Source organism: Massilia sp. W12 (genome assembly GCF_037300705.1).
In the GTDB taxonomy this organism is placed as follows: Bacteria; Pseudomonadota; Gammaproteobacteria; order Burkholderiales; family Burkholderiaceae_D; genus JACPVY01.
In genome coordinates this window covers 527,129-545,650 of sequence record NZ_CP147776.1, presented here as the reverse complement: position 1 = coordinate 545,650, position 18,522 = coordinate 527,129, and the positions used below count along the sequence as shown (strand labels likewise).

The window sequence follows — 18,522 nt, the reverse complement described above, 5'->3', positions numbered from 1 at the left end:
CATCAGACTCACCCCGGGCAACCGGGCAGCTTGGGACCACGCGCCTGGGCCTGCCAGATTTGCTTTTGCCGCACCAGATTGGCTTGCCAAGCGTCCCTGCCCTGCTCATACAATAAAATCGGCATCGCGGCAGCTTGCTGCAATTCTTCTATCTGCTTATCACTTAAGCCAGAAGGCGCCAGCACAAGCAGGGCCGACAAGGGCGGCGCATGTGGCGCTTCTTTGCGCCGCTTTTCCAGCGCAGCCTTGAGTGCAGCAGGACTGAGCTGCTTGAGCGGCAAGGCTTGCGGCACATCCTGCGCCATACCTGCTTGCTCTGGCGCATATAACACCAGATTGTCATGGTTCTGCGCCTCCACCCATAATTCCGCCGCATTGATGCGCAACATGCCGCCCACCGCAGGAACCCGTCCCACCAGCTGAAAAGGCGCAGGCAAACTTTGCTTGGCGGCATGCATCAGCCAAAAGGGCATGCCGCCATGCAAAACATGCACTTTGGCATAGCCCTGTTGCTTGACGGCAGCGCAAACCTCATACAATTCCCGCGCGGATTTACCATTGCCCAACAAAACCACTGTGTGATTGCGCCAATATGGCTTACGCAGCAATTCTTGCTCAGATAAATGTAAAGCGCTATTGATATGCCAATCCCGATACTCAGCCTCCTGCCGCACATCCGCCAGCAATAATTTAGCGCTGTCTGTCAACATCAAGCGCTGCAATGCCGCAGCGCTCAATTGGCAAGACAAATCGGCTTTGCGCTGCGGCGCCAATAACTCTCCCGGCGCCGCCTGTTCTTTCGGGCATTGCCCGCTGGCGCGCGGCAGTTGCTGCAGGATAGGAGGTAAAGTCTGTGCGGCAGCGCTGGCAGCAGGCGCAGCCGTGCTTTGCGCCTGCGCCTGCGCCTGCGCCTGCGCCTGCATGCAGTATGAGGCCAAAACCAAGATCAGGACGCGCATCATCATGGCTGACGCACCGTCCAGAAGTAGCCCTTGGCGAGGCGGAAAGCATCACGGCTGATTGCCGTATTGGAACGCAACAACAGCGTTTGCGCCGTGCTCACGGTGTCGCCTGCGCCAATTGCGCCATATTGCAAACGCCCCTGCACCACTTGCACGCCAGCCGGAACCGTGCTCAGCTCCACCACCAGAGCAGGCAAAGCGGCGCCGCTATTACTTAATTCCACATTCAGCGTGTATTCATAGCGGCCATCACTGAGTTTTTTCTCACTCAGCAAATTCAAACCACACAGATGAATCGCCGGATTGTTGCTGGTGTTGCCTTGATCACCCTGATCCAGATTGGTTAAATCAAATTTTTGCACTGGCAAACCCATATAGTGGCCATCCAGCGACTGCGCCGGGCCAAGGCTGACCTGGTAAGCCTGATTGGCGTCTGGCGCACAATCATTCTGCCCTTGCACATTCACGATCTGCATGGCATTCCAATTCTGTGGCGTAAACCGTAAATGATTCAGCGCCGGCACGCCCTCACGCCGGTTGGAAGATTCCAGCGGCAACACAACTTCTGCCGCAGGCGCATTCGCCAGATGCACAAACAAGCTGACGCTGCCGCCCGCCTCGCTGGTATAAGGCGCCCCGGTGCGCGTGACTAACACAGCGCCGTGCGGCTGCGCCGGAGGAATCACCAATGCCCCGGCGGCATACGCCTGACCACGCCCGCGCGTATTGCTGATTTGCGCATAAATGTAATACGTGCCGGGCGCCATTTGCGTAACATCCCATTGGTAGCTGCCGCGTTGCACCCCGGCGGCTTGGCGCAAACCATCCACAATCAGCACCCCGTCATAGGTATTCGGCTGCATGCTGTAAAACAGCGCAATGCTTGGTTCAATATTCAAATCCGTCCCTTCCCACTGGATTTGCAAGAGCTTGCGTCCATTTTGCAGCTGCGGCAAACTCGGCCCGGCCGGACTCTGCATACTGATGCCCGGCGCCTGATAGGGCGAGCTGCTCAGATACAAGGTTGCGGCCTGGCTCCATGCGCTGGCGGCGTCATGTGCATCCAGCGCACGCACACGCCACCAGTAAGTGGTGTGATCGTTCAGCGCCTGGGCCGGTTTCCATGCCGTATTGTCGCTCACGCCATCCAACACTTTATTTTGCAAACGGGCATCGCCGAATACTTCAAATTGATAGCGCACCGGCTCACCTTCAGGATCTTGCACCGCAGTCGCACTCAAGACCGGCTGTAAATCCGCGCTCCAGGCGCCATCCCCCGGATTGGCGATAGCAGGGGCCGGCGGCGCATCGTTCGCCACATTCACCATGAAATCCGCGCTCACCCAAGCCGACTCGCTTTCCGCATCGCGTGCTTTGACGCGCCACCAATAGCGCTGATTTTCCAGCAGATTGGCGACCTGCCAGCGCGTTTGCCCATCCGCTGCGCCATCCAGCAAAGCGCTTTGTTTGGCATTGGTATTAAAGCCAGGCGACACGTCCAGCTCAAATTGATAACGCAGACTGTCTCCATCCGCATCGCTGGCGTTGCTCACCGTCAGCGCCAGCGCATTTACAGCAGACTGACTGCCCGCAGCCGGGCTGACGATCTGCGGCACGCCTGGCGCCGTATTGCCAGTATTCACCGTAAAAGTCCGCAGCGCACTCGGCGTGCTGGCGCCATGGCTGTCACGCGCCAGCACATGCCACCAGTATTTCTGGCGGTTTTGCAAAGCGGTATTCACCGTCCACTGTGAATCCGGGCCGGCTTGCGGTGGCAAATCTTTGGCAAACGCCACGCGTTGCGTCAAACCGGCATCACGATACAGCGCGACTTCGTAGCTAATCGCATCGCCATCACGGTCGCTGCTGTTATTCCAACTCAAGACTGGCGTTACGCTGCTGACCGTTGCGCCTGGCGCCGGGCTGGCCAGATTGAAAGCGTCCGGCGCATCATTAAACAGATTCACGAAGAAACGCCCATTCACCCAGGAACTGGCCAATTTGCCATCGGAGCTGCGCGCACGCCACCAGTATTTTGTGTTGTCATTCAAAGGCGTGGCGATTGTCCATGCGGTGGCGCCTTGGGTATTTTTCGGCTGCACGCTGTTGCCTATGCGCTGGCTTAATGCCTCATCCGCATACAACTCAAAATCCACCTGGGAAGCGGGGTCTTGCGAGTTGTCCGAAGTGTGCACCGCCAAAGCCGGGGTTTGCGTCGGCACATGCGCATCCAGCGCAGGGCTGTCCAGCACCGGCATGATCGGGCCGGTGGGCGGGGTTTCGTTTTCCACCAGAATGCCAGCGCTGCGCACGCTCGATAATGCTCCATCCGTGGCGCTGTAATGGATCTGATAATTGCCATGGCTGCCAGTCGGCGGGGGCCAATCAAAGATAGCGCGGGTAACACCCGCTTGATTGGGATCAAGCGGCTGCTGCACAAAGCTGGCGCCGGGTGGCAGAGGCGCAGCGCTCAATTGCAGGGCTTTACCATCAGGACTGGAGGCTTCAACAATGAATGAGATCTGCTTGCCTTCTTTGACATTGCGATCCGGAATGAATTGCCACACTGGCGCACGCGGCTCAGAACTGCTCTGCTTCCACTCACCGCCATAGCTGCCGCTGCTGTTGACATCAAACAGATTCAGCCAATACTCGGTTCGTTTGGTGACAGTATTGCGGCTTTGCGAGAGCCAGATATTGTCAGGCGCAATTTGTTTACCATCCGAGCGCAACAAACGTCCGGGCATGCGACGGCCATTGAACGGATCGGGCGCCTTCACATACACAAAGCCGGCAGTCGGCGCAAACACAAAGCGATAACCATTCGCGCCATCCGCCAAATATTGCGCGCTTTGGCTGCGATCTGTCACTTCACTATCCATGCCTTCTGACTCATACACGCGCAAAATATCGCCATCGCGCGCCAAAAAATCGCGCACCGGATCGCGCCCCGGCAAATCCACCCGCACATCGCCTATCAATTGGTGCGCTTTGACATCTTTAATCAAGGAAGTCAGCGCACCGCCCAGTTCATCGGCATGCGAATATTTCGCGGTGAATTCGCTAAAACGGCCAGACAAGGTGGTTTCCATCACCCAGCGTCCGCTCTTGCTGGTGTTGGCTGGAATATCGCCAAAAGAAAGCAGCAGACTGTTTTGCGCTGGCTGATCGTCGATAGAACTTCCGGTCAATTTAAAGCCGATCAACAAGCCTTGTTTGTTTTCAACGATCTTCGGTTGGGCCGAATCGATTTTCAGATTTTTGGCCACCGCAAAGCCGGCATTCTTGACGCGCACGCCGAGCGAGAAGGGAACCACCGGTTCAATTTCCGTCGTCAGCGGATCATCCGCCATCACGTTTTCAGGCAGGAAATAATCCAGGCTGAGCAAAGGTAAAGGTTTGACCGTGATCACATCCGGGTCCACGTTCAAGGTGGTGGTTTCACCATTGAAACGGTATTGCAGCGTGGCGCCGACCAGGTATTTTTTCCCCAAGGGGGACTGACCTGCGGCGCCGGGGGCGGGAATTAAGAGCCAGTTGATGCGCGCCGTGGTTTTAGGGCTGATTCTGCCTTGCCCCGCGATGTCGTCGATATCCACTTTTGAGCTGACTCGAACATAAAATTTTGCAGACAAATCATTGGGATTATCCGTGACGGGAATCAGTTGCCCTGCTTCATCCATCACGCGAACTTGGATGCCGACATTTTCGATTGCGCTGCTATCTGTTGTATTGTTGATCTTCATCTCCGCATCAAACCCTTGCCGCTCAAGGGTTAGCTGCTGCTTGATCTCAATCTTGACTTTGGCGCACACCGTTTCCTGCGCCTTGGCAGGATTCAGGCCGAGGATAGCAAACAGACAAAACCAACACGCTGCACAGGCTTGCACTCTTAAAAATCGACTTGCGAATTCTGAAGGAAATCTCATCTTGATTCCTGACTGCACCAGAACCGCGCCAACTTATCAGGAAATTGACTTGGCGCGCACCTGTGCATGTGGTGGAAAAATTGGCGGAAATTACAATGCCCTTACAGCGCTCCCTGCGCTGCATCAGCAAGGAAAGCAAATAGAATGCATACTCATTGTAATTAGTCTTCATTCTATCATGACAATGCATGTGAATGCACATAGACACATAGCAACTGATGGAATTGAAGATACTGCCATGCATTGCTTGGCACATCGGCACGCTTGATCAGATTGCCGTAAGCGCCCAACCGCCCCATCTCCCCAAGCCCACAAAACCCGCGCATGCTGTGCCCATCAAACAGGAGGGGCAAGTATGCAAAGCAAATCACCGAAGAAAAGCAGAGAAGAATGGCTCGCGCACGTGCGGGCGTGGCGCATGAGTGGGCAAACGCAAAGCGCGTATTGCCGGCAGCACGAAATCAATCTGCCGGTCCTGCAATACTGGATCAAGCGCAGCCGCAGCGGATCTGAAAGCGCGCCGCTGACCTTGGTTGCCGCACAAGCGCCAACTGGCGCCATTTCTGCCCCCATCAGCGGCAATCTGACGCTGGAATGCGGCGCGCAGCGGCTGCATATTCCGCTGCATGTTCCGGCGCAATGGCTGGCTGCTTTATTGCGAGAACTGGCGTGAGCTGGCCGCAGCCTAAGCAAATCTGGCTGGTGCAAGAAGCGATGGATATGCGCGCCGGCATCGATAGCCTGGCCGCGCGCATTCAGCACAGCTTGGGACGCACGCCGTCGGATGGCGCTGCATACGTGTTTCGCAACCGGCGCAACAATCGCCTCAAGGCGCTGGTGTTTGACGCCAGCGGCATTTGGCTGTGCCAGCGCCGTCTGCATCAAGGCGGCTTCACCTGGCCGGAACCGGGCGCGCAAGTGTTTCTGCTCAACACAGAACAATGGGAATGGCTGTGTAAAGGCGTGGATTGGCGCCGTCTGAGCGCTGCCCACATCCCCGCCTGGCTGTATTGAAATGCGCTTTGGCAACGATCCGACTGGTTCTTGATCAGGTAAAAAAATCCCATGAAAGAAACCGCAAAAAAGATGGTGTTTACGCAGGAAAAAGCGCTTGAAAGCGTTACACTTCAGGCATGGATTTCATTGCGCAAAAACACCGCTTGCAACACACCGAAGGCATCCCGTCCCCGCTACGGGAAGAGCTGTTGGCGCTCATTGAGCAAGCCACGCAGGCAGAGCAAAAAGCTGCTGCATTCGCACAACGCGCCACACATGCAGAGCAGCAAGCCGCACAAGTGCAAAGCTATGCGGATCAACTGCGCCAGCAAAACGAAAAACTCCATCAAGAAGTCACGTACTTGCGCCGCATGCGTTACGGCATCAAGAGTGAGCGCATGGCTGACAGCACGCAGCGCGATTTGTTTGAGCAAGATTTGGATGCCGATATTGAGGCGCTGCAAGCCGAGTTGGATAAGCTCGCAGCAGCGTCCCCAAAAAAAGAAGCGGTCAAACAAAAGCGCCCTGGTCGCCTGCCGCTGGCGGCGCACTTGCCGCGCGAAGACGTGTTGCACGAGCCGGCCAGTTGCGACTGCCCGGAATGCGGCAAAGCGATGCGCAAAGTTGGCGAAGATGTCACAGAAAAATTATCGGTGCAGCCGGCAGTGTTCAGCGTCAAGCGTCACCGCTATCCGAAATATGCCTGTCAGGCTTGCCAATCCATTCATCAGGCGCCCAGCGCACCGTCGATTATTGACGGCGGCGGCGTTGAGCACGATGTGCTGGCTTGGTTGCTGGTGTCGAAATATCTCGATCATCTGCCGCTGTATCGCCTGGAGCAGATCGGTGAGCGCCATAATGTGCCCCTGTCCCGCACCAAGCTGGCGCAGTGGGTAGGACGTACAGGCGTGGCGCTGGCGCCGTTGGCGGATCGCTTGGCGCAATTGTTGCGACAGCGGCGCTGCTTGCATGCCGATGAAACGCCGGTGGCGCAATTAGCGCCGAAAACCGGCAAAACCGAGCGCGGCTATCAATGGGTGTACCGCAGCAACGATATGGAGCCTGGGCCACGGATTGTGGTGTATGACTATCAGCCATCACGCCAGGGACAGCACGCGCGCAACATGCTGGCGGGCTGGAGCGGCTATTTGATGGCGGATGCGTATTCCGGCTATCAGGCATTATTTGCTGGCGGCGTGGTGGAGCTGGGCTGTATGGCGCATGCGCGGCGCAAATTCTTCGATTTGCACGCAGCACGTCCAACGCCCATCACCACCGAAGCCTTGCATCGCTTTGCTCAGTTATATGAAATTGAGCGCGAAGCAAAAGACATGTGCGTAGAACAACGCGCGGATTTGCGACGGGAAAAAAGTCTGCCTCTGTTAGCGGAATTCGAGACCTGGCTGAATGAAACCAGCGCCCGCGCCAGTCCGTCCTCCGGCTTGCAAAAAGCGATCGTGTACACCCTCAGCCGATGGCCTGCGCGGGTGCGCTATGCACACAGCGGGGATTTGCCGATAGATAATAATGCGGCGGAAAATGCCTTGCGCCCGGTGGCCATCGGGCGCAAGAACTGGCTGTTTTACGGCACAGAACGCGCCGGCCATCGCGCCTCTTGCATCATGTCTTTGCTGGCCACGGCAAAGCTTAATGGCCTTGATCCATACGAATGGCTGCTTGATACGCTCAACAAATTGCCCACTTGGCCAGCCAATCGCTTGGATGAGCTATTGCCGCTTGGGTCTGTGATTCAGGTCTGATCGAGATGGGGGCGTTGGGCGCTTACAGATTGCCCGCTTTGTCATACGAAAAGCTGGTTTTATGACTGAGTGTGTCTGTCACTTCCAGCAAGAGTCCGGCATGATTGCAGGTGAAGCTGGAGCACTCGCGCAGCGGCTTGCTCACACTGCGCAGATTGCCGGCGCAGTCGTAGTACAACGCACCTTTGCCACGCTCATTTACATTTCACCCGCATCCATTTACCACCGTTACGCGTTGGCACGATAAAACCGGGCCGGCCATTTCAACGGCCTTGATGCCCAGGTGGTCGTTTTGCAGATAGACGAATTTGCTTTCGCCGTTGCCGGTTTTCAGCTTGGCGAACTGATATGACGTACCGAACATTGTGCCCGGCTCGGCGCCGTATTGCGCTTGAATCTGGACTTCGCCTGTGCTTCCCCTATGGAGATACCCAATGAGTTTTTTCAAGCACTTTGCCTTGGGAATCTAACGTAACTGACCATGCTTCCATATCAAACGACAGTCGATTCTCATACCACAATCGCTCAACACAAGGGTGCTGGCACTGTTTTGATGTATAGCGAGTGAATAAAGTACCTGATCGCTCAATGTGAGATGGGGGGCCAAAGCGGTCTATGACTGTAGCCCCCGTATCCCCAGCATTGATAATTGCAAACGCACTTGCTCTACTTGTAGTGACCAAGTTGCAAGATGTGATGTACAAAATTGGGGTTATCAAAAGCAACCCCAAAAAAATCCTCTTAAGTGATATTTTTCGCATTTTAATCACTTGCCATCGAATTTGGGAAGCACGTTGACTATGGGAAGAGGGATTGTCCCATGTTGAGGAATAAAATAGGTTGTTGCGCCTGGTATGCTTTGCACATCTCGGGCAAGGCCTCCTGGAAATGGAACTCCTTTTGTCCGGATACCCGCAGCATTGAGAAGTTCGTTTGTCCGTACTGCACAATTATCGAACTTACCTACATCGTTCTTCTTCGGATGCTTCCTTATAAAGGCTCGCGCCAACTCATCCTGCTGCGGAGTTGTCGGAATAATTGTGATCTGCTGATTACGCGCCATGCTTTGACTCGAAATGTAATCAAAAACTGAGCTACCTAAATCTGTGTCGTTCCCGTAGCTAGCCATGCCGAAACCTTGCACTGCTGCTCCAACGTGCCCAAACACATTAGCACTGCCATCACGAACACCCCCTGTTATGACCATGATATCTAAGCCAAAAGGATCAACATAATTTAAAGGGTTTCCCAGCACATAGGCGTATGTATTCATCCCCCCCATTCAACCCAATCGGATCGGACTGGATATACCTCCCCCCCCCGGATCATAATACCTGTGCCAATTATAAAAGAACCCGGTCTCTTCATCCGCATACTGCCCCGGAAATCTGAAATTCAGCTTGATCCCCTGCCCAGCATCCGTCCACACCTGGTTTTCCATGCCGAACACATCCGCCCGCATGCTCCACTGCACCGCCCCTTCTTTGTCCGTCGCCAGTATCGGCGCGCCCAGGTGGTCGTTTTGCAGATAGACGAATTTGCTTTCGCCGTTGCCGGCTTTCAGCTTGGCGAATTGATACGACGTACCGAACATTGTGCCCGGCACGGCGCCGTATTGCGCTTGAATCTGGACTTCGCCTGTGCTGACTGCGCTGCCATCGGCTTGCAGGCTGATAGGCTGCGTGCTTTCGGCCAGCAGGCCTTCATCGTTGTACAGATACAGCGTGCGCAGCGCCTGTCCCAACGCATTGCCTTGTCTGTCACGGAATTGTTCTTTCCAGATGCGCCGGTGCATCGGGTCGTAGCCGTAACGTGCGATCAGCTTGCCGGCGCCGTCGCAACCTCATATCAAACATTTTCGTATCATTTCACCATCCAGAATATATTCCATATTAATTAATGCTAAATTTTTCTTTAAATCATAAACCACCATCATTTCCTCAAATCTATCTTGCAAATTATCTATAAGCAATAAAAATTCCCCTACAGAAATTTTCTTTCCCGCAGAAATCCTAAGTCGTTCCTTACTTCTGAAAAGCTTCATTTTTTGCCAGAAATTTCGCTCACACAACCCTTCTGAGTTCAACTTAAAGAAGACTCCGTCTGAATCTAAAATCCAATTCAGCTCCGATCTCCCAGTTTTGGTGACACTCATATCTAACACACTACCCTCAATATCAAGATGTCCAATACCTTCAAAGAAGTCCTTATTCACATAAATCAATGATTTTCCAATACAAATGAAGACAGGAAATTTCATATCTCCTCCAGAAAATATTTATTTATTATCAATCTTTCACTCACAGTCGCAACCAGATCCTATCGCTATTCCTGCTCCAAATGAAGCAACACCAGCGGTTCCGATCTTCATCCATGTGGGTAAATGCTTTGCACGCTGAATGTGGCTCATGAATTCAAATCTTGAATTCAAAGATTGCGATCCCAATCGAGCAGGAATTCGCGTGCCAGCGCACGCAAGTTCCCGTTCATTCAGTCAACATTCCCCCGCGTCTTTTCGACACTTATTTTTAACTATTATTTGCAAAACCATTATCCAATCATTTAATCGTCTTTTTCCATCAAAAAATAACATTTCATAATTTTTTGTTTTTTTATACTCCATAAGATGCAAATAAAGATGCGAAAAGTCATCAGCTATAACATCTTCTTCCATAAAAACCCCTCGATAATTATCAAAATCAAATCTCACCAAAATTTCCCGGTAATAATTTACCCTATCTTCAAGTGGCATAGATTTCACTAATTTTGATTGTTCAAGAAGTTCATTTTCCCATGAATAATCGCCAATGGCTGAGCTTCTCAGCTCAGCCATTACAACCGCTTGCACATTCCGACGTACATTGACAGGTACTTCAGATGTAGCATTATAAATAAAAATAGTCCACCCAATAACACAACACAAAATAATCAACAGTATAAAAATTAAAGCCAATCTCTTTGCAATCTTTCTACTCATAAGCTCGATGTAGCAATTGATTAAAAAATACTTGGTGCATTCCTCTGTGGAAACAGATTTTTTCCAAATCATTTGAATAACCTACCTTAATTCATTTTATTATCATAATTCCATAATAAATTACATTTTGCGCACCATTCAACCAATGCGGGCCTTTTCGAACAGCAACAGTCCCTTTCACTGTTCCATCGATTATGTTTCTCATATGCCTCCATTTTTCCGCCCCTTCTGGCTGAGTTTTATCTACCGTAACACACCCATAACGGGTATTAAATCAGTATTTCCTTAACAGGGTGTTGAAATTCTCACGTCCTTATTGAGTGGAAAAATTGAGAAATGGAAAAATTTCCGCTCATATTTCAATTAATGCATGATTTTTTGTGGAAATGCTTTAAAAATAGAATCGAAAATTTCAGGAAATCATCATTTTCCAACTTTTTTCGGCCATTTTCTCTCTCACCAGACGTACTGAGGGTGTCCGAAGCCCGATAAAGGCCACCCAAACAGCGTCGCCATGCGCGTCAAATTGTACGCAGCAAAAGTGAAGATCGTCTGACATTTGATTTTGGCCAAGCCGACAAATCGTGTCTTACGCAATCCGCCAATCGTCTTCGCCCAGCCAAAACTCTCTTCGATAATCTTGCGCTTTTTGATGCTCATGGCATAGCCTTTATGTCGTGTGGTGCGGGCGTCAATCGCAATGCTATTTTTCTTTTGCGCCACATGCGGCGTGATCTTCAACTTACGCACGTCTTCAACAAACTCTTTTGCGTCGTAAGCCTTGTCTGCTGCCAGCGTGGCCCCCACTCTTTTTACCGTGCGCTCCGCCATTTGCAGCGCAGCCTCTCGTTCTTCCGTACCTGTCGCCAAAGTGACGGGCGTATCGAGGGTCAATCCGTTTCGGTTTTCCATCAGCACGTGTCCCATATGACAAAGCCTTGCTTTGTCCCCTTCAGATTTTTTGTACAGCCTTGCTTCCGGATCAGTGCTCGATTGATGCGTTGTATTGCTTCGTTTTTCGCCGTTGAAATCAACTGATGGATTGCGCTCTCCGTCTGATGGCGGGTTACTTTGCGGCGCACTATCGTCATCTTTCTTCACGAAACTCTTCATCGATGCCCAAGCTTCTATCAATGTGCCATCCACGCTGAAGTGCTCATTTGAAACCAGCTTGCGCCACTCTGCTATTCGCAACACATAGCTAAAGAATTTCTGCGCGATCTTCTCGTTAAAAAGCCTCTCCCTATTGGCGCTGAACGTCGAATGATCCCAAACTTCCTCATCAATGTTCAACCCGACAAACCAGCGATAAAGCAAGTTGTATTCGATGTGCTGAACCAACTGCCTTTCTGATCGTATTGTGAACATGACCTGTAGAAGGCTCGCCCGCTACAATCGTTCTGGTGCGATGGATGGCCTGCCCGTGAACGAATACAATTTTGCAAACTCTTCATCCATCAGTCGCAAAATTCCATCCACCATCACCCGCAGTTTGCGGATCGGATGCTGCAACGGTATCCGGCTTTCAAGGTCGTGATAGCTGAATAGTTTGTATTGTGTGATATCTGCGCTGCGCATGGTGAGCCTGGCTTGATAATGGTTTTTGCTTAATGTTTACGCTCAAGCTTTGGTTGACATGGCTGAGGGTTTTTCAACACCCTGTAACAGCTAAACTGTCTGCTGATAGTGCAATACGCCTGCGGCTATTGCACATTACGAACTGAGCCAAAAACACCATTTCAGTTGAAAATTTTCACATCTTCAATCGAAAAATTATCCATAACATCAAATTTCACAACTGACTGACTGTATTTAATTCTAAAAATTGCGCCATCCAGCAACATTACTAATGCAGGAAGGGTTCTCCCGTAGTAACGAATGTGAACTTTTGCCAGGCAAACTTCCTTTTTCCCAGTTGAAAACATCAAAGGAAAATCTCGGCATGGCTTGCCTCTCTTCATCCAATAAAAGATAGTTTCATTCCCGTTAGGATCTCGTCGGAGCAAGTTAATCCGTTCTATTTGATCGCGGAAAATATTCCGTCTTTCCTCATCCAGCGCATTAGAAACTGCATTCAAAATATTTTTTTCTAATTTATTGAAAACACCAAAAAAAAACCCCCGCAACATATCAAAAATCATACCCCCCCCGTTAGTCATTTTTACACTCACACTCATCGCTCGCATTTACAGCAGCTGCCCCTGCAACATAAGCTACCGCCGCAATTGGATATGGAACACGGTTAATCTGAGATTGTACCCATAGGCAAAAATAGTTATCGCCTCCAGTGATTTGGAGTTCTAATCCATGCCGGGGGCGATGGAACTGACGATGATGAAATATACAGTTGGGGCCGTACTGAACATTTTCCGTTACCCCGCTTGGATATTCACCTGTATGCACCTGCCCACATTGGCAGCGCACCGCCATTTTTTGGTATTCCGTCACCGGAGCGTGTCAAGGTAGTTGTCGCAAAAAATCGATTAAGCAACCATGCGCTGGTCCAGCTTTGATGGCGGATTAAGCCAGACCTCATTGGGCGCCAGCCAGGGCCGTGTATGACGCTTCCAGCGCAGCGGATGGCGTTGCCGGGCTTCGGCATAAACGTCGCGTCGGCGCTCCAGGATCGCATTGGCGGCGCCCGTATGGCGCTGCTCCGGCGTCACATAGGCCAAGGCGCTGTGCAAATGGGTGCAGTTGTACCAAGTCACAAATTGCAGTGTCCAATCCCGAGCCTGCGCGATGCTCTCAAAGCCTTTGGCTGGATAGCTGGGCGCATATTTACAGGTGCGGAACCACGCTTCGATATGGGCATTGTCATCGGAGACGCCAGGCCGGCTATGCGAGGAGCCGATGCCCAGCATTTCCAACTTGCTCTTGAGCGTGTGCGAAGTTTGCGCAGCACCGTTATCGGCATGCAGCACCAATGGCGTGCAGCGGCGCTGTTCACGCCAGCAGGCGCGCTCAATCAGTAAAGCAGCTTCCTCACCATTTTCCCGCTCGTGGACTTCCCATGCGACCAGTTTGCGGCTGTAAATATCGAGCACGGCATACAGATAAAAATACTGGCCGCGCACCCGGCTGGGCAGGTACGTCACGTCCCAGCTCCAGACCTGGTTGGGGCCATGGGCGACATGGCGCACCGGCTCGCTGGCCACAGGAGCCTTGCTGCGACCCCGGTGATGCTGCTGGTCGGCGCTTCTCAGCACACGATAGAACGACGATTCCGATGCCACATACGCTCCCTCGTCGGCCAGCCGCGGCACGATCTGCGCTGGCGGCAAATCGGCAAAGCGCGGTTCATGACACAGTTGCAGGATGCGCTGACGTTCTTCATCAGACAGTTTGTGCGCAGGCGCTGGCCGCTCTGCCTCCGGTCGGCCGTCAGGACGAATTTCACCGTCACAACGCCAACGTTCCAAGGTGCGCACGCTTAGACCGAGTTCGGCGCATGCCAATGCTAAACGCGCACCAGCCTTCCGGGCCTGCAGAATATCGGCGATCATTTCAAGGCGCTGGGGCAACGCAGTCATGCGTCCTCGCCGTCGATCCCCAGCGCCTCGTACTTTCGGGACAGAACCAGCAAGGCCGCTGTTTCCGCCAGCGCTTTTTCTTTACGCCGCAAATCCTTTTCCAGCTCCTTGATGCGCTTTTTGTCTTTGGCCCGGGCTGCAGCATCGGCTTGACTGCTCTGGCTGCTAAGCGCAGCGTGCATTTCTGTGCGCCAGCGCTCCAGTTGCGCTACCAGCAAGCCTTTACGGCGGCAATACTCAGCCAGCTCTGCTTCGTTCAGCGGCGCCGCTTCCAGTACTGCAGCAAATTTGTCCGCAGCACGCCATTGCTCGGGGTTTTGTCCGTCGCCAGGCACAACACGACCGGCTTCACGGGCCTGCTTCCGCCACAGGTAAAGCGTAGCCTCTGGCACGCCGCTTATCTCAGCGACCTCGGCCACAGACTTGTTTTGTGGTGCGCTCATCAGCTTGAGCACATGTTCTTTCTTCTCTTGTGTGTATTTCATTATCGTCTGTTCCATCGCCCCCGGGATGGATTAGAACTCCAAATCACTGGAGGCGACAACTATTTTGACACGGGGGGCCATGCGTTCCATGGTGCGCGCCCAATGTGGCGCCAGAATGCCATCCCATGTCACCTCCGGATTGGCCATAAAGCGGTAGGCCGCTTGCGTCTCCGTCCAGTTGTCGCATGCTTCGGGAATGCTGGCCTTCGGTTTGGTCGCGAATGTTTCCATCAATTTTCTCGCCCTGTTGTTAAGGCGGGCATCGCCAAGATCGAGTCCGCCAAACTCATCGTCGGTCCAACTCTGTGCTGCTTGCTTTCTGCTCACGTGCGCCGCCCAAAAGATGTGAGTAAACGCGAAATCCGGTAAGTTTACAAGCGGGCGTGCAACTCATTGAATGTAAACGGATTTCTGGCCGCGTTCAGGGCGTCCTGCGGAGATGTGTGTAATGGAATGACTATTAGGCCCACTGTTCGGTCGAAAAGTTTGATATGTGAAATTTGGCTCATACTGCTGAATATCTCTGATTAAATTGTTTGCCCTTGCAATAGTTACAGAATTGTTATTTGAGCTCTGTGGAGGCGGTAGCCCTCTACGTTGTAGTCCTAATGGATCAATAGCAGATAGAGGACTTCCAGCAACATACGAATAAGTCGTCATTTCGTCGCTTAACCCAATCGGATCGGATTGAATATACCGCCCCACCCCCGGATCATAATACCTGTGCCAATTATAAAAGAACCCGGTCTCTTCATCCGCATACTGCCCCGGAAAGCGGAAATTCAGCTTGACGCCCTGGCCTGCATCCGTCCACACCTGGTTTTCCATGCCGAACACATCCGCCCGCATGCTCCACTGCACCGCCCCTTCTTTGTCCGTCGCCAGCATCGGTGCGCCCAGGTGGTCGTTTTGCAGGTAGACGAATTTGCTTTCGCCGTTGCCGGCTTTCAGCTTGGCGAATTGATACGACGTGCCGAACATTGTACCCGGCTCGGCGCCGTATTGCGCTTGAATCTGGACTTCGCCTGTGCTGACTGCGCTGCCATCTGCCTGCAGGCTGATAGGCTGGGTGCTTTCGGCCAGCAGGCCTTCGTCGCTATACAGATACAGCGTGCGTAAGGCTTGTCCCAGTGGATTGCCTTGTCTGTCACGGAATTGTTCTTTCCAGATGCGCCGGTGCATCGGGTCGTAGCCGTAACGTGCGATCAGCTTGCCGGCGCCGTCGCGTACTTCGCTTAAACGGTTTTCTTCATCATGGATGTATTGCTGCACCTGATTGCCGCCTTCGCTGCGGCGTTGCAGCGCGCCATTGTCGTCCCAGTCGTAACGCGTGGCGTTGACCCCGCTGCCGCGTCGCAGCAAGCGGTTGTTGGCGTCGTATTCCCAGGCGCCTTCGGTGCGTGAATGTTGCGTCCGGTTGGCTACGCCATCCAGCGTGAAGCTTTGCGTTTCTTCGCCCAGGCTGCCGCTGCGCGCAGCTTGCGTCAGGCGCTGTTCATGGTCGTATTGGAAGCTTTCCTGCCAACTGCCTTCGGCCTGGCTGCGGCTGCGCTGTGTTAATTCAAACGCTTTGCCATAGCGGTTTTCCAAACTCAGCACGTTTTGTTGCGCTGGATTTTTCAGTTGCAGGCCGCGTAAATTCAATACGCCGTCATACTGCGCTTCTTGTACGCTGCCGCCCGGCAAGGTGGTTTTGGCCGGCATCAGCCAGTTCCAGGCGTTGACGCTCAAACTGCCTTCGCCCGGAATCTGCACGCTTTGCAGGCGCCCATGTTTGCTGTAGTCATATGCAATCCGTGTGCCGTCCGGCCAGATCAGCGCGGTTTTTTTGCCGCCTTTGCTGTATGCATATTCATAGCCTTGGCTGACTTGATTCGGCCAGCGCAGGGTTTCTGTCAGCTTGCGGTTGGCGTCGTCATAAGTCATCTGCGCCTGGCTGCTCTGCTGGCGCGCATGATCCTGCTCTTGCCATTGCAAGAGATTGCCTACTTCGTCGTAGCTGAAGGTGATGCTGCGGCGCAGCTCGCCAGCGGCGCTGATATGCTCGACTTGACGCAAGCGCCCCACCGCATCCCAGCTGTATTGAACTTTATTGCGCAAGGGATCTGTGCGGCTTTGCAAGCGTCCTGCGGCGTCCCAGACGTAGGCGATTTCCTGGCCCAGGGGACGGATTTCTTTCACCACTTTATCGTTGCGGTCGTATTCATAGCGGTATTGTTTGCCACGGGCGTCTTCCACTTGCAGCAGATTGCCGCGCGCATCGTAGCTCAGCATGGTTTTGCCTTTGAGCCTGTCTTCATACACGGTCATCTGTCCCAGTCCGTCATAACTGCGTTGGCTGGTTTTTTGATAGGGGTCGGTTTCTGTCAGCAGCAGGCCGCGCTTGTCGTAGCTGCGGCTGGTGGTGTGGCTGCTGCTTTGCAGATTGTCACCCTGCTTGATGGTTTCGCTGGTCAGCCGCTCGCGTGCGTCAAAGCGCTGGCTTTTACTGTAGCCCGGATATTTAATTTCCAGCGGCGTGTACACTGGCCCCTGGCCCGGATCGCTGTTCAGATAATAGCTGTACTCTGTCTGATGCTTGAGATCATCCGTTTCCTGTATCAGGCGCAGATAATTGTCATACAGATAGTGCTGTTTGCGCCCGTCTTCATCCTCTTCTTCCTGCGCCAGCCCGGTGTGCCAGTAGCGACGGCTGCTGACCCCGTTGACGGCGTTGATGCGCTGCACCAGGCGCCGCATGCCATCATATTTGTTGTGCCAGTCTTTGCTGCGCGCATCGGTTTGCTTGATCAGATTGCCCACTTTGTCATACGCAAAGCTGGTTTTATGGCTAAGCCGGCCACGCACCACCCGCAACCTCATCCACCCCAAACCGGAAAGCCAATTGACGGTGCCGCGCTCCATCAGCGGCATTCACACCATGCTGCGCTTGGCCGGCTGGGGCTGGAAGATGCAGGTTTTGCGCAGGGCGTGCGCGTACTGGTGAAAGTGGGCGAGCGCAAGCTGGTGATCACCACCGCAGCGCGGCCGCTGCACGCGGCCATGCCTGTCCCGTAAGGCTTTTTCTTTTAGCTGCAAACCAAGCGGCGAAGAAAGAAGCAGATTCCCCCCCCGGCGCCAGCCGGGGATGGGGATGCTTTTTTAAAGAAATAGAGAAAGACAATCTACGCGAAAGGACATGATCATGACACACCCCACATCAGACGCCGCCGGCCCCACCTGCGCCGACAGCCCGCAACGCCACACTTGCCAGCAGAATGACTTTGGCGGCCGCATCATGCAATTGATCAAGGAACTCACGCCAACCGAACGCATGCAAATGGTGGCGCTGATTGATGACATTCTGGCCAAGAGCCGGCAGGCAAATAGCGCCACCGCAAAACCGCACGGCAAGCGCCGCAAGAAACGCTGAGCCAAGAATGAAGAAAGCCCCGCGACCGGCGATGCCGAACGCGAGGCTTTTTAAAAACACTCAAATGAAACCGATAATTTCAGATACTTAAATTACTCAACAACCTTTAATGTAATCTCTTCACCTTCCATAAATTTGCGGAGTAGTTCAACGGATTCAATATCAAGGATCGAATAGCTAATTTCGCTGGCATCATCCACCTCGTCATTTGAACTCTTTGAATTTCGTATCTCAACAAGTTTACGCACCCCGACAAAGCCCCAGTATGCGGGCCTATTTTTCCAAGTAAATGTCCCTTCGCTATCGCCTTCGAGTGATCGGCCAATCGTTTCCGCCTTTTGTTCCGCCTCCTCATCATCATTGGCAGATATCAATATGACATTTTCCATTACGAGACAATTGTCTTGATCGCCATCTTTGTAAAAAACTCGCATAACAATGTGCGCGCCAAACCAAAGCATAGTTACC

General features: G+C 53.0%; 16 protein-coding genes and 2 pseudogenes. 4 read left to right on the top strand and 14 right to left on the bottom strand.

The genetic code is table 11. The annotated features are described in order from the left end of the window. Positions 1 to 8: 8 nt before the first annotated feature. Together V8J88_RS02130 and V8J88_RS02125 are read right to left on the bottom strand one after the other, a co-directional pair. Positions 9 to 965: a rhodanese-like domain-containing protein gene (locus V8J88_RS02130; RefSeq protein WP_338847490.1), complete on the bottom strand. Its 957-nt coding sequence runs from the start codon at positions 963 to 965 to the stop codon at positions 9 to 11. Beyond that, the gene (locus tag V8J88_RS02125) at positions 962 to 4,891 is read right to left on the bottom strand and encodes a hypothetical protein (RefSeq protein ID WP_338847489.1); all 3,930 of its coding nucleotides are present in this window, start codon (positions 4,889 to 4,891) and stop codon (positions 962 to 964) included. The genes V8J88_RS02130 and V8J88_RS02125 overlap by 4 nt, the downstream gene beginning before the upstream one ends. A gap of 418 nt (positions 4,892 to 5,309) precedes the next feature. Here V8J88_RS02125 and V8J88_RS02120 point away from each other — a divergent pair, with 418 nt between their 5' ends. The 3 genes from V8J88_RS02120 (at position 5,310) to V8J88_RS02110 (ending at position 7,647) form a co-directional block, all read left to right on the top strand. Further along, the gene (locus V8J88_RS02120; protein ID WP_338844869.1) at positions 5,310 to 5,564 is read left to right on the top strand and encodes a hypothetical protein; all 255 of its coding nucleotides are present in this window, start codon (positions 5,310 to 5,312) and stop codon (positions 5,562 to 5,564) included. Next, complete coding sequence (gene tnpB, locus V8J88_RS02115; protein ID WP_338844870.1) at positions 5,561 to 5,905, top strand: IS66 family insertion sequence element accessory protein TnpB; 345 nt, start codon at positions 5,561 to 5,563, stop codon at positions 5,903 to 5,905. Before V8J88_RS02120 ends, tnpB begins: the two co-directional genes overlap by 4 nt. A 119-nt stretch (positions 5,906 to 6,024) precedes the next feature. Continuing rightward, positions 6,025 to 7,647, top strand: a complete 1,623-nt coding sequence (locus V8J88_RS02110; RefSeq protein WP_338844871.1) for an IS66 family transposase — start codon at positions 6,025 to 6,027, stop codon at positions 7,645 to 7,647. Between the two features lie 22 nt (positions 7,648 to 7,669). On the opposite strand, the gene V8J88_RS02105 is transcribed toward V8J88_RS02110, so the two are convergent. The 11 genes and pseudogenes from V8J88_RS02105 to V8J88_RS02055 form a co-directional block, all read right to left on the bottom strand. Beyond that, positions 7,670 to 7,825, bottom strand: coding sequence for an RHS repeat domain-containing protein (locus V8J88_RS02105; RefSeq protein ID WP_338847488.1), 156 nt, complete (start codon positions 7,823 to 7,825; stop codon positions 7,670 to 7,672). Positions 7,826 to 7,852: 27 nt separating this feature from the next. Further along, the gene (locus V8J88_RS02100; protein ID WP_338847487.1) at positions 7,853 to 8,095 is read right to left on the bottom strand and encodes a hypothetical protein; all 243 of its coding nucleotides are present in this window, start codon (positions 8,093 to 8,095) and stop codon (positions 7,853 to 7,855) included. 318 nt (positions 8,096 to 8,413) lie between these two features. Next, complete coding sequence (locus tag V8J88_RS02095; RefSeq protein WP_338847486.1) at positions 8,414 to 8,920, bottom strand: hypothetical protein; 507 nt, start codon at positions 8,918 to 8,920, stop codon at positions 8,414 to 8,416. 9 nt (positions 8,921 to 8,929) lie between these two features. Beyond that, a complete protein-coding gene (locus V8J88_RS02090) occupies positions 8,930 to 9,442 on the bottom strand; it encodes a hypothetical protein (protein ID WP_338847485.1) in 513 nt (170 codons plus the stop codon). Positions 9,443 to 9,490: 48 nt separating this feature from the next. Further along, a complete protein-coding gene (locus V8J88_RS02085; protein WP_338847484.1) occupies positions 9,491 to 9,907 on the bottom strand; it encodes a hypothetical protein in 417 nt (138 codons plus the stop codon). Positions 9,908 to 10,141: 234 nt separating this feature from the next. Continuing rightward, the gene (locus tag V8J88_RS02080; protein WP_338847483.1) at positions 10,142 to 10,696 is read right to left on the bottom strand and encodes a hypothetical protein; all 555 of its coding nucleotides are present in this window, start codon (positions 10,694 to 10,696) and stop codon (positions 10,142 to 10,144) included. Positions 10,697 to 11,080: 384 nt separating this feature from the next. After that, positions 11,081 to 12,202: pseudogene (locus V8J88_RS02075) on the bottom strand (IS5 family transposase). A gap of 161 nt (positions 12,203 to 12,363) precedes the next feature. Beyond that, positions 12,364 to 12,801 carry a hypothetical protein gene (locus V8J88_RS02070; protein ID WP_338847482.1) on the bottom strand — a complete coding sequence of 146 codons (438 nt, stop codon included), beginning with the start codon at positions 12,799 to 12,801 and terminating at the stop codon, positions 12,364 to 12,366. 306 nt (positions 12,802 to 13,107) lie between these two features. Further along, a pseudogene (locus tag V8J88_RS02065) lies at positions 13,108 to 14,645 on the bottom strand (IS3 family transposase). A gap of 27 nt (positions 14,646 to 14,672) precedes the next feature. Then, positions 14,673 to 14,969: a transposase gene (locus V8J88_RS02060; protein ID WP_338847481.1), complete on the bottom strand. Its 297-nt coding sequence runs from the start codon at positions 14,967 to 14,969 to the stop codon at positions 14,673 to 14,675. 63 nt (positions 14,970 to 15,032) lie between these two features. Next, the gene (locus tag V8J88_RS02055) at positions 15,033 to 17,555 is read right to left on the bottom strand and encodes an RHS repeat-associated core domain-containing protein (RefSeq protein WP_338847480.1); all 2,523 of its coding nucleotides are present in this window, start codon (positions 17,553 to 17,555) and stop codon (positions 15,033 to 15,035) included. A gap of 271 nt (positions 17,556 to 17,826) precedes the next feature. On the opposite strand from V8J88_RS02055, the gene V8J88_RS02050 reads away from it, so the two are divergent. Beyond that, positions 17,827 to 18,054, top strand: coding sequence for a hypothetical protein (locus V8J88_RS02050; RefSeq protein ID WP_338847479.1), 228 nt, complete (start codon positions 17,827 to 17,829; stop codon positions 18,052 to 18,054). 92 nt (positions 18,055 to 18,146) lie between these two features. Here the strand turns inward: V8J88_RS02050 and V8J88_RS02045 are convergent, their stop codons facing one another. Then, entirely contained in the window at positions 18,147 to 18,515 is a 369-nt protein-coding gene (locus V8J88_RS02045; protein ID WP_338847478.1) for a DUF4288 domain-containing protein, read from the bottom strand. Between the last annotated feature and the right edge of the window lie 7 nt (positions 18,516 to 18,522).

Coding starts and splice junctions, on each gene's coding strand:
- V8J88_RS02130 (WP_338847490.1), bottom strand. CDS start 965: ATGATGATGCGCGTCCTGATCTTGGTTTTGGCCTCATACTGCATGCAG.
- V8J88_RS02125 (WP_338847489.1), bottom strand. CDS start 4,891: ATGAGATTTCCTTCAGAATTCGCAAGTCGATTTTTAAGAGTGCAAGCC.
- V8J88_RS02120 (WP_338844869.1), top strand. CDS start 5,310: ATGAGTGGGCAAACGCAAAGCGCGTATTGCCGGCAGCACGAAATCAAT.
- V8J88_RS02110 (WP_338844871.1), top strand. CDS start 6,025: ATGGATTTCATTGCGCAAAAACACCGCTTGCAACACACCGAAGGCATC.
- V8J88_RS02095 (WP_338847486.1), bottom strand. CDS start 8,920: ATGAATACATACGCCTATGTGCTGGGAAACCCTTTAAATTATGTTGAT.
- V8J88_RS02090 (WP_338847485.1), bottom strand. CDS start 9,442: ATGCACCGGCGCATCTGGAAAGAACAATTCCGTGACAGACAAGGCAAT.
- V8J88_RS02085 (WP_338847484.1), bottom strand. CDS start 9,907: ATGAAATTTCCTGTCTTCATTTGTATTGGAAAATCATTGATTTATGTG.
- V8J88_RS02080 (WP_338847483.1), bottom strand. CDS start 10,696: ATGATTTGGAAAAAATCTGTTTCCACAGAGGAATGCACCAAGTATTTT.
- V8J88_RS02070 (WP_338847482.1), bottom strand. CDS start 12,801: ATGAGTGTGAGTGTAAAAATGACTAACGGGGGGGGTATGATTTTTGAT.
- V8J88_RS02055 (WP_338847480.1), bottom strand. CDS start 17,555: ATGCCGCTGATGGAGCGCGGCACCGTCAATTGGCTTTCCGGTTTGGGG.
- V8J88_RS02050 (WP_338847479.1), top strand. CDS start 17,827: ATGACACACCCCACATCAGACGCCGCCGGCCCCACCTGCGCCGACAGC.
- V8J88_RS02045 (WP_338847478.1), bottom strand. CDS start 18,515: ATGCTTTGGTTTGGCGCGCACATTGTTATGCGAGTTTTTTACAAAGAT.